At 78.2% G+C, this 16,159-nt stretch carries 11 protein-coding genes; 10 read left to right on the forward strand and 1 reads right to left on the reverse strand.

The genetic code is table 11. The features are described from left to right. The first annotated feature begins 106 nt into the window (after positions 1-106). From BUE45_RS01630 to BUE45_RS01675, 10 genes are all read left to right on the forward strand, one after another. On the forward strand, positions 107-1,675 hold the full coding sequence (locus BUE45_RS01630; RefSeq protein WP_073374154.1) for a serine/threonine-protein kinase: 1,569 nt from the start codon (positions 107-109) through the stop codon (positions 1,673-1,675). 154 nt (positions 1,676-1,829) lie between these two features. Beyond that, positions 1,830-4,427, forward strand: coding sequence for a molybdopterin-dependent oxidoreductase (locus BUE45_RS01635; RefSeq protein WP_073374156.1), 2,598 nt, complete (start codon positions 1,830-1,832; stop codon positions 4,425-4,427). Beyond that, a complete protein-coding gene (locus tag BUE45_RS01640; RefSeq protein ID WP_073374158.1) occupies positions 4,424-5,362 on the forward strand; it encodes an FAD binding domain-containing protein in 939 nt (312 codons plus the stop codon). The genes BUE45_RS01635 and BUE45_RS01640 overlap by 4 nt, the downstream gene beginning before the upstream one ends. Before the next feature lie 596 nt (positions 5,363-5,958). Next, positions 5,959-6,735 (forward strand): phytanoyl-CoA dioxygenase family protein, encoded by a 777-nt coding sequence (locus BUE45_RS01645; RefSeq protein WP_073375270.1) that lies wholly within the window; start codon positions 5,959-5,961, stop codon positions 6,733-6,735. A gap of 7 nt (positions 6,736-6,742) precedes the next feature. After that, a complete protein-coding gene (locus BUE45_RS01650) occupies positions 6,743-7,312 on the forward strand; it encodes a DUF6309 family protein (protein WP_073374160.1) in 570 nt (189 codons plus the stop codon). Continuing rightward, positions 7,309-11,487, forward strand: coding sequence for an AMP-binding protein (locus tag BUE45_RS01655; RefSeq protein WP_073374162.1), 4,179 nt, complete (start codon positions 7,309-7,311; stop codon positions 11,485-11,487). The genes BUE45_RS01650 and BUE45_RS01655 overlap by 4 nt, the downstream gene beginning before the upstream one ends. Before the next feature lie 37 nt (positions 11,488-11,524). Then, a complete protein-coding gene (locus tag BUE45_RS01660; RefSeq protein WP_073374164.1) occupies positions 11,525-12,382 on the forward strand; it encodes a TauD/TfdA family dioxygenase in 858 nt (285 codons plus the stop codon). Beyond that, the gene (locus BUE45_RS01665) at positions 12,379-13,137 is read left to right on the forward strand and encodes an SDR family oxidoreductase (RefSeq protein ID WP_073374166.1); all 759 of its coding nucleotides are present in this window, start codon (positions 12,379-12,381) and stop codon (positions 13,135-13,137) included. The genes BUE45_RS01660 and BUE45_RS01665 overlap by 4 nt, the downstream gene beginning before the upstream one ends. Positions 13,138-13,148: 11 nt before the next feature. Then, complete coding sequence (locus tag BUE45_RS01670) at positions 13,149-13,895, forward strand: methyltransferase domain-containing protein (protein ID WP_342745980.1); 747 nt, start codon at positions 13,149-13,151, stop codon at positions 13,893-13,895. Between the two features lie 118 nt (positions 13,896-14,013). Next, complete coding sequence (locus BUE45_RS01675; protein WP_073374168.1) at positions 14,014-14,976, forward strand: S1C family serine protease; 963 nt, start codon at positions 14,014-14,016, stop codon at positions 14,974-14,976. Between the two features lie 200 nt (positions 14,977-15,176). Here BUE45_RS01675 and BUE45_RS01680 read toward each other — a convergent pair whose 3' ends face one another. Further along, on the reverse strand, positions 15,177-16,127 hold the full coding sequence (locus BUE45_RS01680; RefSeq protein ID WP_073374170.1) for a D-alanine--D-alanine ligase family protein: 951 nt from the start codon (positions 16,125-16,127) through the stop codon (positions 15,177-15,179). Between the last annotated feature and the right edge of the window lie 32 nt (positions 16,128-16,159).

Raw genomic sequence — 16,159 nt, forward strand, 5'->3', positions numbered from 1 at the left:
GGAAGGCGACTATCACCTCCGGGCAAGGCCCGCGCCCCCCGCGGACCACGTCACAGTGGGTGATGGAGGCCGCAGCGGGCGGCCCCCCTGCGACAGGGCGCGCCCCATGACCACACCGCTCCTTTCCACCGACCCGGCCAGCATCGGCCCCTACACCGTCCTGGCCCGCATCGACAGCGGCGGGCAGGGCACCGTCTACCTCGCGCGGGCCGCCGACGGCACCGAGGCGGCGGTCAAGGTCCTGGGCGGCACCTGGGAGGGAGACTCCCGCCAGCGGGAGCGCTTCGCCCGGGAGCTGGACGCCGCCCGCCGCGTCTCCCCCTTCTGCACGGCGGCCGTCCTGGACGCCGACATGGACGCCGAGCCGCCCTACATCGCGAGCGAGTACGTCCCCGGCCCCACCCTGCGCTCCGCCGTCGAGGAGGGCGGCCCGCGCACCGGCCCCGACCTCGACCGGCTGGCCATCGCCACGGTCACCGCCCTGGCCGCGGTCCACGGGGCCGGGGTCGTGCACCGCGACCTCAAGCCCGGCAACGTCATCCTGGGCCCCGACGGGCCGCGCGTCATCGACTTCGGGATCGCCCGCGTCGTCGACGCCACCCGCCAGACCACCACCGTCGCCGGGACGCCCGCCTACATGTCCCCCGAGCAGATCCGCGGACGCCCCTGCGGCCCGGCCGCCGACGTGTTCTCCTGGGCGTCGGTGATGGTCTACGCCGCCACCGGCCACCGCGCCTTCCCCGGCGGGACGACCCTGGCCACCGTCGACCGCGTGCTCGGCTCCCCGCCCGACCTGGACGGGGTCCCCGCGCGCCTGCGCCCCGTCCTGGAGCGCTGCCTGGACAAGGACCCCGAACGGCGGCCGCCGGCCCTGGAGGTGCTGGGCGCGCTCATCGGCGGCGGGCCGCTCCCCGGAGCGGTCGCCGCCACCCTGCTGCTGGAGCGGACCGCCACCGCGGTCGTCTCCGACACCGCGCGCATCCGCGCCGTACCGCCGGAGCCCGCCCCGCCCCGGCACCCGCTGCCCGACAGCGGTCCGGCCACCGGCACCCTGGCCGCGGTGGATCCGGACGGAGCGGGCGCCCCCGCCCGCCGGAGCACCGGAACCGGCGCGCCCGGCGGGGGCCCCGGCCGCACCCGCGGCGTCCCGCGGACCCCGCCACGCCCCGAAGGGCCTCCCGCCCCCGGCACCGGCGGGGGCGCTCCCCCCGCGCCCGTCCGCCGGTCCGGCCGGTCCCGCGGGCGCCCCGGGGCCGGATGGGCGACGGCCGGGGCGCTGGCGGTGCTCGCCGTCCTGGGCGGCCTGCTGCTGTGGGCCTACGCGCAGAGCACGCCCCCGCCCGTGGAGCCCGCCGGCACCGCCCCCTCCTCCGAGGCGGTGGTGGAGGACCCCTCTGCGCCGGAGGCGCCGCCGGCCGGGCCGGACACCGGCGGGGAGACCGGGGGGTGGACCCCGCCCGCACAGGAGACCGGGCCCGCCGGGGGCGGCACGGAGCCCGACTGCCACGCCGACCCGCACCACCCGGACTGCGCCGCCGTCGACCCGGGCGGCTGCGAGGCCGACCCCGGGGCCTGCCCGGAGCCGGAGCCCGGCGAGGGGGAGGACGGCGTCGGAGACGGCACCGGTACCGAAGGGGCGGAGGAAGGCGTGGGCGCGGACGCGGAGGCTCCGTGACGCTTTACGGTGTGGAATGTCCGAATCCGCCACCTTGATGATGTAGATCAAAACAGGACATCCCTTGCATGGCACCGGGAATCCGTTGACAGCCCCCGGAGCCGCCCCTACGTTGTCACTGACAACATTGCCTTCGGGAAGAGCGCACCAGCCCATGGAAGCCCACGTCAACGGCTCCCCCGTACCCGTACCCGACTCCCCCGCCACCAGCGCCGCCGCCCACCTCCGCGACGGCCTGGGCCTGACCGGGACCAAGGTCGCCTGCGGCACCGGCGTGTGCGGCGCCTGCACCGTCCTGGTCGACGGCTCCCCCGCCGCCTCCTGCCTGCTGCCCGCCGACCGGCTCGCCGGACGCAGCGTCACGACCGTGGAGGGCCTGGGCGGCGAACACCCCGTCCAGCGCGCCTTCGCCGCCCACGACGGGCTCCAGTGCGGCTACTGCACGCCCGGGTTCGTCGTCGAGGCCTCGGTGTTCGTCGACGGCTGGCGGGCCGAGCACGGCGACACCCCGCCCGGACGGGAGGAGATCGCCGACGCCCTGGCCGGGCACCTGTGCCGCTGCGGGGCCTACGAGGGCATCTTCTCCGCCGTCGCCGCCGCCTGCGCCGGGGAGTTCGACACCCTGCCCGACCGGGACCCGCCCCGGGTGGACGCCGTCGACAAGGTCACCGGCCGCGCCCGCTACAGCGCCGACCAGGCCCCGCCCGGGACCTGGGAGGGCGTGGTCGTGCGCTCGGTGCACCCCCACGCGCGGATCCGCTCCGTGCGGGCCGCCGACGCGGACACCCCGCTGGTCGACCTGCTCCCCGCGGACCGCACCGTCCGCTACGTCGGCCAGCCGATCGCCGCCGTCGCCGCGCCCACCCCCGGGCGGGCCCGGGCGGCGGCCGAGGCCGTGGCCGTCGACTACGACCTGCGCCCCGCCGTGGCCGAGGTCGCCACCGCCCGCGCCCCCGGCGCGCCCCTGGTCCACGCCACCACGGACGAGCGCGCCGGCGCCCCCTCCTACGGCGAGGCCCCCTCTCCCCCGGCCCGCTGGGACGGCAACGTGCGCGGGCCCGGCACGGTGACCTGGCGCGGCCCCACCGCCGTGCGCCGCCTGCGCGCCGCCGCCGCGTCCGGGAACCCGCTGCTGGTGGCGCAGGAGTACACCACCGCCGCCCAGCTGCACAGCCCCCTGGAACCCCACGTGTGCGTCGCGCACTGGCACGGCGGGGGCCTGGACCTGTTCGCCTCCACCCAGTCGGTCTCCGGGCTCGCCGACCGGGTCGCCGAGCGCTGGGAGCTGGACCGCGACCGGGTGCGCGTCGTGGCCGAGCACGTCGGCGGCGCCTTCGGTGCCAAGAACGGGATCTCCACCGACATCCGCGCCGCCGTCGACCTGTCCCGGCTGGCCGGGGCCCCGGTCCGGGTGTCCTTCACCCGGGCCGAGGAGCTCACCGACGCCGGGCACCGCCCCGGCACCCGGACCCGCGTCGCGCTGCTGGCCGACGGCGACGGGGACCTGGCGGCGATGAGCGTGGACTCCTACGGCGACGGCGGCGTCTCGGTGGGCTCCACCACCGCGACCATGGCCCTGCTCATGTACGGGCGCGCGCCCCGCCGGGTCCGCGACTACGACGTGGTCACGCACCGGCCGCCCGGCATGCCCATGCGGGCGCCCGGCGGGCCGCCGATGGCCTGGGCGCTGGAGCAGGCCGTGGACGAGATGGCCTGCCGTCTCGGCGAGGACCCCCTCGCCCTGCGCCTGCGCTGGGACGGCAACCCCAAGCGCCGCGCGCTGTACGAGCGGGCCGCCCGCACCGCCCTGTGGCGGGGGCGCCCCCGCGGACCGCGCACCGGCCGCTTCCGGCGCGGGGTGGGCGCCGCGGCCTCCAACTGGCTGTACCTGTTCGGCCCCCGGGCCCGGGTGGAGCTGGTGGTCGAGGGCGGGGAGCTGGTGGTGCGCACGGCCACCCAGGACCTGGGCACCGGCATCCGCACGGTGCTCTCCGGGACCGTGGCGGACCGGCTGGGCCTGCCCGGCGGGGTGCGCGTGGAGATCGGCGACTCCGGCGCGGTGTTCGGCACCGGCTCCTACGGCAGCCGCACCACCCCGTCGATGGGCCCGGCCGCCGCGGACGCCGCGGACCGGATGCGCGCCGCGCTGCGCGGGCGCGACCCCCGGGTGCCCGAGCGGGGGCCCGTGGACGAGCACGTGCTCAAGGAGGTGCTCTCCACCTCCGAGGGGCTGAGCGTGGTGGGGGGCCGCGTCCGCGACCGGTGGGGGCCGCCGTTCCCCGACACCCCCGACGACCTGGGCGTGGGCCGCGGCATGAGCGGCGCCGTGCACCTCATGGAGGTGGAGGTCGACACCCTGCTGGGCCGGGTGCGGCCCACCCGCTGCTGGGCCGGGATCGCCGCCGGGCGGATCTACTCCGAGCGCACGGCCCGCAACCAGTGCGAGGGCGCCGTGGTGCAGGGCGTGGGCTACGCCCTGTTCGAGGAGCGCCGCCACGACCCGCGCACCGGGGCGGTGCTCAGCGACGACCTGGAGGACTACCGCCTCCCGGGCATGGGGGACGTGCCCGAGACCGAGGTGTACTTCCACCAGGAGGGGTTCGAGCACGTGCCCGGCGGCGGGGTCGGCCTGGGCGAGGTGTCCGCGGTCGGCGTGGCCGCCGCCCTGGGCAACGCCGTCTTCGACGCCACCGGGTGGCGCCCCCGGGACCTGCCGCTGCGCCCGGACCGAGTGATCGAGGGGATCCGATGAGCACCGTCGTCCGACCCGACTCCCTGGAGGGGGCGCTGGCCGCCCTGGCGGCCGGGGGCCGCCCCCGCGCCGGGGGCCTGGAACCCGCCGGGGCCGCCCCGGTGGTGGACCTGACCGGCATCGCCGGCCTGCACGGCACCGCCCGGAGCGGGGACGGGGGCACCCGGGTGGGCGCGCTGACCACGGTCGCCGCGCTGGCCCGCCTGGACGGGTACCCGGCGCTGTCCCTGACCGCCGGGGCGCTGGCCACCCCGCAGGTGCGGGGCACCGCCACGGTCGGCGGCAACCTGCTCCAGCGCAGCCGCTGCGCCTACCTGGGCCACCCGGCGTTCCCGGCCGCGCACACCCCCGGGCGGGACTGCCCCTCCCGGGAGGGCGACCACCTGCACGGGGTCGTGTTCGACACCGGCGGGTGCGCCTCCCCCCACCCGTCCTCGCTGGCCGTCGCCCTGCTGGCGCACGACGCGGAGGTGGAGGCCGCGGGCCCGGACGGGACGCGCACCTTCCCCCTCGCCGAGCTGTACGGGACCGGGGACCCCCTCGGCGACCACCTCCTCTCCCCCGACGAGGTGCTCACGGCGGTGCTGCTGCCCGCACCGGTGCCCGGGGAGCGGGCCGCGCACCGGCGGGCCGCCGGACGGGCGCGGGCGGAGTGGCCGCTGGTGGAGGCCGTGGTCCGGCTCCTCCCGGGCCCCGGCGGGACGGTGGGGCGCGCGGCGGTGGCGGCGGGCTCGGTGGCCCGGGTCCCCCTGCGGCTGCCGGAGGTGGAGGAGGCCCTGGCCGGCGCCGCCCTGGACACCGGGCCCGGACCGCGGGTGGCGGCGGCGCTGGAGGCGGTGGCCGCCCGCACCTCCCCGCTGCCCGGAACCCGCTACAAGGCGGAGCTGCTGCGGGCGACCCTGCTGGACACCGTCGAACGCGCGCTGCGGCACTGACCGCGCCGGAGGAACCGAACCCGGGGCGGGGCGCCGCCGGGCGGGGAGCGACCCGCCCGGCGGCGCCCCGGCGCCACCCGGCCCCGCGGCGGGATACCGCCCCGCCGAGTGGCGGGAAAGCGCCGGACCGTACGAACGGGGGCCGCCCGCCGATCGGCGGGCCCTCGCCCCCGTGACGCCAGGGTCGAACGAAGTCACACCGCGCCGGGGGACATGAGCCGCGGCGGGCGATCACAAAAGATCCTTTCGGAATTCATCCTCCCCGGGCGACCCACAGGTCACACCCGCATTTCCTTTTATCGGTCGCCATCAGGAAAAAACGCCCTGAACTGGTGTTTTTCAGAAATCCTCCGCACCCCAGAGGAATAACCCGAGGTCATGGGTCGATTACGGGGAAAGCCTTGACAGGCCCGTTCCCGGATGGAGAATTGATCCCGGGAAATAGGAGGAACGGATCCCCCGTGGAAACCCGCCGTTGTTCTCCCGGCACAAGGGACCGGCCCGTGGCACCGACCGGCTCTCCACGCATGCGCAATTCCCCTGGAACCGATAACCGACGTGCGAATCCGGGTGGTACTTTGACCCTCACCCCTCCCGTGCGCGACGACGCGGACGGCCCCACAAGACGGTTCACCGAGACCGGCCACCTCGTCCTCCCCGGCCTCCTCCCCGACGACCTGCTCCGGCGCCTGCTGCCCGAGGTCGACCACTGGGTCGACCGGGGGCTGCGCGAGCGCTCGATCGCCTCCTCCCTGGCCCCGGACCGGCACGGCCCGCCCCCGCTCGTGGAGCTGGAGATGCCGGCCCACGCCGAACTCCTCACCTTCGCCCCGCTGCTGGAGAGGATCGCGGCGCTCATGGGCGGCCCCTTCGTCCACCACCACCTGCACAGCGTCCGGCAGGGCCCCGACACCGAGGGCAAGCCCTGGCACCACGACCGCGAGCCGCACGACGGGGACCACGCCGACCTGCTGATGGTCCACGCCCTGCACTACCCCGCGGGCCTGGACGCGACCATGGGGCACCTGGCCGTCCTGCCGGGCTCGCACCGCGAGCGCGCCGGCAAGACCGCCCGCGCCCACCTGGGGACCTCCGTCCTGCCGGGCGAGACCGTCATCGCGGACCTGCCCCCCGGCTCGACGGTGCTGCTGGACTCCGCCCTGTTCCACGCGCGCCGGGCCGTGCCCCACCGCGGCGCCGGGCGCGACCGGTACTTCATCGACGCCTCCTACTGCCAGGTCGGGGGCAGGTGGCGGCCCGCCAAGCCGCACTGGCGCGACACGCTGCGCCGGGCCCGGCGGCTCGGACTGGGGGGCGACCGCTGGCCGGACCTGTTCGACGAGCGCCACTTCACCGAGTACCGGGCGGGCTGAGCGCCCGGTGCAGCGGCTCGGAGAGGTCCCCTTCCGCGAGGTCCTGGCCGCCTACCGCGGCGACCACCCGCGTGACCGGCCGCACGAGGCCAACTCCAACGGGGAGGGCGAGGAGAACCTGGAACGCGCCGAGCGGCTGCTCGGCACCTGGTCCCGGGTCCGGCTGGCCGGCCCGGACGCCCTCGGCGTCGTCCTGCCCTGGCACCTGGCCGAGGGCGGGGCCCGGGAACTGGTCCCACGCACGGGCCTGACCGTGGCCGGGGCCGCCCGGCTCCTGCGCCGGGAGGGGCCGGAGCTGGACAGGGCCAACCCGGTGTGCGCGGCCAAGCTGGCCCTGCTGGCGCGGGCGCCCCTGACCCCCGTCTACCTCAGCACCCGGCCGGTGGAGCACGACGACTACGCGGACCTGCGGGTGCGCTCCGGGCTGATCCACCTGGACGGGCTGCACCGCCTGATCGCCTGGCACCTGGCCGGACGGCTGGGCCCGGGGGCGGGGCTGACCGCCTACGTCGCCGGGCTCCCCGGCGCCGCCCCGCGATCGCGCCCGGGAACACCGAACGCGGAACGGAGAACATGACCACGCCCCACCGCCCCGCCCTCTCCCTGCCCGCCCTCCTCGACCTGGCCGCCCGGCGCCACCCCCGGCGCCCGGCCCTGACCGACGGCGACCGCTCGCTCGACCACCGCGGGCTCCGCGAGGCCGCTCTGCGCACCGCGGCGGCCCTGGAGCGGACGGGGGTGCGGCCGGGCGACCGGGTCGCCCTGGCGGGGCCGCGCGACGCGCGGCTCCTCGCCCTGCTGCACGGGGCCCTGTGGGCGGGCGCCGCGGCGGTGCTCGTCGACCCGCGCTGGAGCGGCCCCGACCTGGCCCGCAGGCTGGACGCGGTCGGCGCCGGGCACGCGCTCACCACCGGGGAGGACGTCGAGGTCCCCGGGGCCCGCCGGGTCCAGGCCCTGGACCCCTGCGCCCCCGCCCCCGGGCCGGTCCGCCGCTCCGGGCCCGCCGCGCCGGCGGGCGGCACCGCCTACCTCTCCTTCACCTCCGGGTCCGGCGGGGAGCCCAAGCCGGTGGCGGTCACCCACGCCAACGCGGTGCACTACGCGCGCTCCCTGCGGCGCCGGCTGGGCCTGACCCGCGCCGACGCGCCGCGGCTGGGCCACGTCACCACCCTGGCCGCCGACCTGGGGCACACCAGCTGGCTGCTGGCGCTGGTGACCGGGGGCTCGGTCCACGTGGTCCCCGACGCCCTGGCCCGGGACCCGCGGGCCTTCTGGCCGTGCCTGGCCCGCCACGGGACGCGGTGGCTCAAGACCACCCCCTCCCACCTCGCGGTCCTGCTGGAGGGGCGCCCCGCCGACGCGCCGCCCCTGGAAACGCTGATCCTGGGCGGCGAGGCGCTGCCCCGGTCCCTGGCCCGGGACGTGCTGGAACGGGGCGTGGCCCGCCGGGTGGTCAACCACTACGGCCCGACCGAGACCACCGTCGGCGCGGTCTGCTTCACCGCCCGCAAGGCCGGCGAGCTGCCCGCCGACGAGGCCGCCGTCCCCATCGGCACGCCCCTGGGCGGCGCCGCGCTGCGCCTGGTCGGCCCGGACGGGGAGGAGGTCGCGGGGGCCGGGGAGGGCGAGCTGCTGATCGGGGGCGCCGGCGTCACCGCGGGGTACCCGGGCCGCCCCGAGGAGACGGCCGCGCGCTTCGTGCGCGTCGGCGGGAGGCGGATGTACCGCACCGGCGACGTGTGCCGCCGCCGCGCCGACGGCGACCTCGTCTTCGTCGGCCGCACCGACCGGCAGGTGAAGGTGCGCGGGTTCCGGGTGGACCCCGACGGGGTCGAGCGGGTGGCACAGGAGTGCCCCGGGGTGGCGCGCTGCGCGGTGGTGGTCCGGGCCACCCCCGACGGCCCGCGGCTGGCCGCCGCGGTCAGGCTGGCCCCGGACGGGGACCTGTCCGCGCTGCGCGCCCTGCTGCGCGAGCGGCTGCCCGACTACGCCGTCCCGGTGCCGCTGGTGGCGCTGCCGGCGCTGGCGACCACCCCCAACGGCAAACTCGACCGGGACGCGGTCGCCGCGGAGATCGACCGCGTGCTGGCCTCCCGGGCGCGGGAGGCGGACGGGCGGGGACCCGCTCCGGGAGAGCGGGGGCGGGGCCCGCGCGCGGACGGGACCGCCGACGCGATCGCCGGGCTGTGGGCCGCCGCGCTGGGCGTTCCCTCCGTGGCCCCCGACGCCGACGTCATCGCCCTGGGCGGGGACTCCATCCTGGCGATGCGCACGGTCTCCCTGCTGCGCCGGCTGGGTCGGCGGGCCCGGTTCGAGGACTTCTACCGCCACCCCACCCCCGCGGGGCTGGCCCGGGCCTGCGGGACCGCGGACCCGCCCGCCCCCGGCGGAGGGCGCGACAAGAGGGGGACCGCCCCCGGGGAGCGGGCGGGGCCGCCCGCCCCGGCCCAGCGCTGGCTGCTGGGGACCCCCCTGAGCGACCCGCGGCACTGGAACCAGTCCGTGCTGCTGCGCTGCGGCGCGCGGGTCGTCCCCGAGGCGCTCACCCGGGCCGTGGAGTCGGTCCTGCGCAGGCACGGGGCGCTGCGCCGCCCCGTCGGACCCGCCGGGCCGGGGGCGCCGCGCGCCGCCGACGGCCCCGGGACGGTGGGCTTCTCGCCGCCCGCGGACCCGGAGGACCTCGCCGCGGTGATCCACGGGACGTGCACCGAGCTCCACCGCTCCCTGGACCCCGGGGCGGGGCGCCTGGTGCGGGTCCACCTCTTCCGCGGCGGCCCCGGCACGGACGACCGCCTGGCGGTGGTCGTCCACCACCTGGTCGTGGACGGGGTGTCCTGGCGCATCCTGCTGGACGACCTGGCCCACGCCTACCGCCGCGCCCTGGCCGGGGAGGCCGGTCCCGGGCCCGCCGGGGACTTCTACCGCTGGGCCGCGGGGGCCGCGCGCCCGGAGCCCGGGACCGCCCCCGCCGTCCCCGCCGTGCCGCGGGGCGGCGGCGACCGCCCGCGCGCCCTGGTCTGGTCCCTGCCGCCGCACGCCACCGCGGCGCTGGCGGGGGCGGGCGGCCGGCGGCTGGAGGCCCGCCTGCTCGCCGCCTTCGCGGCGGCCGTGGGACACCGCGGCGGCGCGGACGGGGTCCGCGTGGAGGTGGAGACCCACGGCCGGGACACGAGCGGCGCGGGCGACGCCTTCCTCGACACCGTCGGCTGGTTCACCGCCGTGCGGCGGGTGCGGGTGGCGGACGGGGCCGGGCCCCGGGACGTGGAGCGCGCGCTGGAGTCCGCCCCGGAGGTCCCCCTGGACGCGCCCGGCGAGCGGCCCGACACCGGCTTCAACTTCCTGGGGGCCTTCCGGCCGCCCGAGGAGCCGTCCCTGCGCTGGTCTGTGGCGCCCGAGCAGCCGGGGGTGGCGCGGTGCGCCGACGGCGACACGCTCCAGGGCCTGCGCCTGACGGCGCGGGTGGTGGAGGGCCGGCTGGTCGCGGACCTGGTGTACGCGCACCCCCGGGTCGCCGACGCCGAGGCGGAGGGGATCATGGCCCGCTTCGGCGCGCGGGTCGCCGCGGACGCGGGGACCGCCCCGGCCCCCGCGGTGCGCTCCCCGTCCTCCACCTCCGGCCAGCCGCTGCTGCCCGGGGCGCCGCCCCCGCCCCGGCCGCACACCGTCCGCGAACCCGCACGGGTGCTGCTCACCGGCGCGACCGGGTACATCGGCGGGCACCTGCTCACCGAACTCCTGGGCCGGGGCGCCCGGGTCACCTGCCTGGTCCGGGCCGCCGACGAGGCCGAGGCGGCCCGCCGGGTGGGCGCCGGCACCGGCGCGGTCGAGGCCGTGCGGGGGGACATCACCCGCGAGGGGCTGGGGATGGACGAGCGGGCGGCGCGCCGGGCCGGGGGCGTGCACGCCGTCGTGCACGCGGCGGCGGACGTGCGCCTGGTCGCGCCCCCGGCCGAGCTGGAGAACGCCAACACGGCGGCGGTGCGGCGGCTGGTCGACTGGATGGACCGGCACGCCCCGGGCGCGCGGCTGCACCACCTGTCCACGCTCGCGGTCTCGGGGACCGTGGCGGGCGGGCCCCGCCCCTTCGGGGAGGCCGACCTGTGGATCGGCCAGGAGTTCCGCACCCCCTACGAGCGGGCCAAGTTCGCCGCCGAGGAGGTGCTCCGCTCCTGGGCCGCCTCGGGCCGCCCCTGCCACGTGCACCGCAGCGGCCACGTCGCCGCCCACAGCGGCACGGGGGCCTTCCAGGCCAACATCGCCGACAACCGCGTCTACCAGCTGGTGCGGGGCTACGTCCTGGCGGGGGCGGCGCCCCGGCGGCCGGGCGCCTCCTTCGCCTTCTCCTACGTGGACACGGTGGCGTCCGCCGTCGCGGCGCTGGCGCTGCACCCCCACACCGCCCCCGGCGTGTACCACGTGGAGAACCCGCACACCGTCGCCCACGACGACCTCGTGCGCTGGATCGCGGCGTCCGGCCGCCCCGTCGCCCTGGGGGACGACGCCGCCTTCGCGGCGGCCCTGGAGCGGGCCGAGCCGCTGCACCCGACCGAGATCGGGCTGGCCGCGGCCTGGGCGCGGCTCGGGGAGCGCAACGTCGCCGTGGACTCCTCCTACACGGTGTCCGTGCTGGCCCGGCACGGCGTCGTCTTCGCACCGCCCACCCGGCGCTGGTGGGCGGCGGCGATGGCCTGGGGGTCCGACGCCGGGTTCCTGCCCCCGGCGCCCGCGCCCCGGCACAGCGTCACCCGGTGAACAGCGGCCACACCTTCCCACGAACCAGGAGAGAGCCTTGACCGACCGCAGCACGTCCGAACTCGGCTGGACCACCGACGACCTGAAGAACCGGCCCTCCCTGTGGTCGGCCCGCCTGAGCGACGGGGAGCGCGACGCCCTGTGGGCCGACGCGGCGGCGGGGGCGTGGAACGGCGCCGCTCCGGTGCGCGACCGCCTGCGCGGCTTCGTGTCCCAGGGGCTGGGGGCGGTCGGGTTCGCGCACGTGTCCAACACGGCGGTGCCCTCCCGGCCCGAGTCCGAACTCGCCTCGGGGCTGCTGTTCCTCCTGGGCGCCCTGGGCGAGGTGGTCCCCCAGAACGCGGAGGGGGCCCTGACCCGCGTGCTGCGCGACGAGGGCGACGGGGCCACCGAACTCGCGTTCCACTGCGACACCTGCGACGTGCTGGTCCTGCTGTGCCTGCAGCCGGCCGCCGACGGCGGGGGGCACACGCGCCTGGCCAGCGCCCGCACCGCCCGCGAGATCATCCGCCGCGAGTACCCGGACGCCCTGGCCGACCTGGAGGCGGACTGGACGTTCGACCGCACCGGCCGGGCCGGGCAGCAGGTCGTGGTCACCCCCATCCTCTTCACCGGCCCGGACGGGACGTCGAACTGCTACTACCAGCCGCGCACCGTGCGCACCTCCCCGGAGCGGGGCGGCCCCGCCCTGACCGAGGGCCAGTGGCGGGCGCTGGAGACCCTGGACCGCGTGCTGTACCGCCCGGAGGTGGCCTTCACCGTCGGCCTGGAGGCGGGCGACCTGCTCCTGCTCCGCAACAGCCGGGTCCTGCACGCGCGCACCGCGTACACGGACGAGCCCGGGCCGCGGGCCCGGCGGATCCTGCGCGCCTGGATGAGCGCGGAGGGCCTGTGAGCGCGGCGGGGCGGGGCGTCGCCGTCGTCACGGGCGGCGGCAGCGGCCTGGGGCGGGCCGCCGCCCTCGCACTCCTGGCGGACGGCTGGCGGGTGGTGGTGGCCGGCCGGCGCGCGCCGGCGCTGGAGGAGACGCTGCGGCTGGCCGGGGACGCCTCCGGGCGGGCCCTGGCCGTGCCCGCCGACATCCGCGACGCCGAGCAGGTCCGGTCGCTGTTCGCCACCGCCGTCCGGTGGCGGGGCCGGGTGGACCTGCTGTTCAACAACGCGGGCGCGGCCGTGCCCCGGGTCCCGGTGGCCGAGGTCGACCTCGCCGACTGGCGCACGGTGCTGGACACCGTGGCCACGGGGACCTTCCTGTGCTCGCGGGAGGCGTTCCGGGTGATGCGCGACCAGGACCCGCCCGGCGGCCGGATCATCAACAACGGCGCGCCCTCGGCCCACGTGCCCCGGCCGCACGCCATCGCCTACACCGCGGCCAAGCACGCCGTCCTGGGCATCACCCGGTCCCTGTCCCTGGACGGCCGCGCCCACGGCATCGCCTGCGGGCAGATCGACGTCGGCAACGTCGCCCCGGAGGGCGGGCGCCCCCAGCCCCCCTCGGTGCAGGCGGACGGCTCGACGGCGGTGGAGCCGGTGATCCCCGTGGAGCGGTTCACCGAGGCGCTGCTGCTCATGGCGTCGATGCCGCCGGGGGCGAACGTCCAGGCGCTCACCGTGCTGCCCACGGCCATGCCCTACACGGGAAGGGGCTGATCCCGATCCTGGTGAGCTCCCGGACCTTCGGCGAGTACCGAGCGATGTTCGGCCTCTCCGACGCGGACCTGCGGTCCCGGGTCCTCGACTGCCCCGGCGGGGCGGCCTCGTTCACCGCCGAGGCCGCCGGGCACGGCTGCCGGGCGGTGGCGGCCGACCCCGAGTACGCCCGGGGCCCGGGGAGGCTGGCCGACCTCGTGCTGGCGGAGACCGGGCACAAACACGCCGCGCTGGTGGAGCGGGCCGCGGACTTCGAGTGGTCCTGGCTGGGCGGGCCCGGCGACCACCGGCTGCTGCGGTCCCGGGCGGCCCGGCGGTTCGCCGCCGACGCCGCGCGGCGGCCGGGCCGTTACGTCGCGGCGGCCCTGCCGCACCTGCCGTTCCGCGACGGCGCCTTCGACCTGGCGCTCTCCTCCCACCTGCTCTTCTCCTACGGGGCGCGGCTGGACGAGGACTTCCACCGCGCGGCGCTGGCGGAGCTGGTGCGGGTGTCACGCCAGGTCAGGCTGTACCCGCTGGTGTCGCACACCGAGGACGTCCCCTACCCCGGGCTGGACCGGCTGCGGGCCTGGGCGGCGCGGCACGGCGTCGCGTCCCGGCTGGTGCCGGTGGACTACCGGTTCCAGCGCGGCGCGCACAAGATGCTGGTCCTGGACCGCGGCGCGGGCCGCCTGCCCGCCGCCCGGGGCGGGGCCCACGCGGGCGACCCGGTGCGCTGGCGGCACCTGGAGCAGGCGCGGGACGAACGGTCGCCGTGATCCCGGTCCCCCCGGCGGCGCGGCGCCGCCGGGGCCGGGCCGGCGGCGGGGGCCGCGCGTTCGCCGTGGGCGCACACGCGCGGGGCATCGGCGGGGCCGGGGCCGCGTTGGGATGCACATGGACGCTGAGAAGAACACGGCGCGGTCCTCGGACCAGGACATCCTCGACTCCTACAGTGCCACCGTCACGGCCGTCGCCGAGACGGTCCTGCCCGGTGTCGCCGCACTGACCCTGCGCGGCCCCCGCGGCTCCGGATCCGGCTCGGGCGTGGTCTTCACGCCCGACGGCCTCCTGCTCACCAGCGCGCACGTCGTCGACGGCGCCGACCGGGGCCGGGCGGTGTTCGGCGACGGCTCCGAGGCCGCGTTCACCGTGGTCGGCGCCGACCCCCTCTCGGACCTGGCGGTGCTGCGCACCGAGCGCGACCTCGCCCCGCCCGTGACCCTGGGCGACGCCGACACCCTGACCGTGGGGCGCCTGGTGGTGGCGGTCGGCAACCCGTTCGGGCTGTCGGGCTCGGTCACCGCCGGGATCGTCTCCGGGCTGGGCCGGTCGCTGCCCGCCCGCGAGGGGCGGCACGTGCGGCTCATCGACGACGTCATCCAGACCGACGCCGCCCTGAACCCGGGCAACTCCGGGGGCGCGCTGGCCGACTCCCGGGGGCGGGTGGTGGGCGTCAACACCGCCGTCGCCGGCTACGGGCTCGGGCTGGCGGTGCCGGTCAACTCCACCACCCGGGGCATCATCGCCGACCTGGTCTCCCGGGGCCGGGTGCGCCGCGCCTGGCTGGGAGTGGCCGGCGTCCCGGCGCCGCTGCCACCGGAGGTGGCCGCCCGCACCGGCCGCGAGCGCGGCCTGCGCGTGGTCGAGGTGGTGCCGGGCAGCCCCGCCGGGGTCGCCGGGATCCACCTGGGCGACGTGGTGCTGCACGCCGCGGGACACCCGGTCCAGGACGGCCAGGGGTTGCAGCGGCTGATGCTGGGCACGGCGATCGGCGCGCGCATGCCCGTCACGGTGCTGCGCAAGGGCGCGCTGGTGGACGTGGTGGCCGTTCCCGAGGAGCTGGCGCCGGCCCGCTGAGGCCGGGGCGCTCCCGGGGCGGCCTCGGCCGCGCCCCCTCACGCGGCCGTCGGGCGCGGGAGGGGGCGGGGCGCTCCCCCTGACGGGGCGGGGTCGGCCGCGCAACAGCGCCCGGTGCGCCGGCTCCCGGCGCACCACCGCGAAACCCGGGCCCCGACCACCCCGGACACGGCCCACTGCGCCCCCTCACGGGGACGGCGTCAGCCGCGCAACAGCGCCCGGTGCGCCAGCTCCCGGCACACCACAGCGAAATCCAGGCCCGCCGCGGCGGCGGCCATCGGGAACGTGGAGGTCTCGGTCAGCCCGGGGGCGACGTTGGCCTCCAGGAAGACGACCTCTCCCCCCTCGGTGACGATGAGGTCGGTGCGGGACAGGTCCCGCAGCCCCAGGGCGCGGTGCGCGGTGAGCGCCGCCTCGCGGGCCCGGTCCAGGGTCTCCTCCGGCAGCCGGGCCGGGCAGAAGAACTCGGTGCGCCCGGCGGTGTAGCGGGCGGCGTAGTCGTACACGCCGCCGTCGGGCACGATCTCCACCGGGGGCAGGGCGGTGGGCCCGTCCCCGGTGTCGAGCACGCCCACGGCCAGCTCGGTGCCCTGGACCCGCTCCTCCACCAGCGCGGAGTCGCTGTAGGCGAAGCACGACACCAGGGCGGCGGACAGGTCCTGCACCCCGGTGACCGGGGTGGCGCCGAACGCCGACCCGCCCCGGTCGGGCTTGACGAACAGGGTCGGGCCCAGCCGGTCGGCCAGCCGCTCCAGCAGCGCCGGCGCGCCCAGGTCGTGGAAGGCGGACTTGGGCAGGACGACCCCGCGCGGCACCCGCACGCCGCGGGCGGCCATGAGCGCCTTGGCGGTCGGCTTGGCGTAGGCCAGCCGGCAGGCGGCGGGGTCGGCCCCCACGTACGGGAGGCCGACCAGCTCCAGGACCTCGCGCAGGGTGCCGTCCTCGCCGGCCGAGCCGTGCAGCACGGGGAAGACCACCTGGGGCGGGTCCGCGGTGAGCCGGTCCAGGAGGGTGGCGTCGACGTCGGCGACCTGGACCTCCACGTCCAGGCGGCGCAGCGCCTCCGACACGCTGCGCCCGGAGTGGACGCTCACCTCGTGTTCGGGGGACAGGCCCCCGGCGAGAACGAGAACGCGGTCAAGGTCGGCCACGGCGCTGACCTCCTTCTGTGCTGTCATGGTGC

Origin of the sequence: Nocardiopsis flavescens, from assembly GCF_900141985.1 — a bacterium.
In the GTDB taxonomy this organism is placed as follows: Bacteria; Actinomycetota; Actinomycetes; order Streptosporangiales; family Streptosporangiaceae; genus Nocardiopsis; species Nocardiopsis flavescens.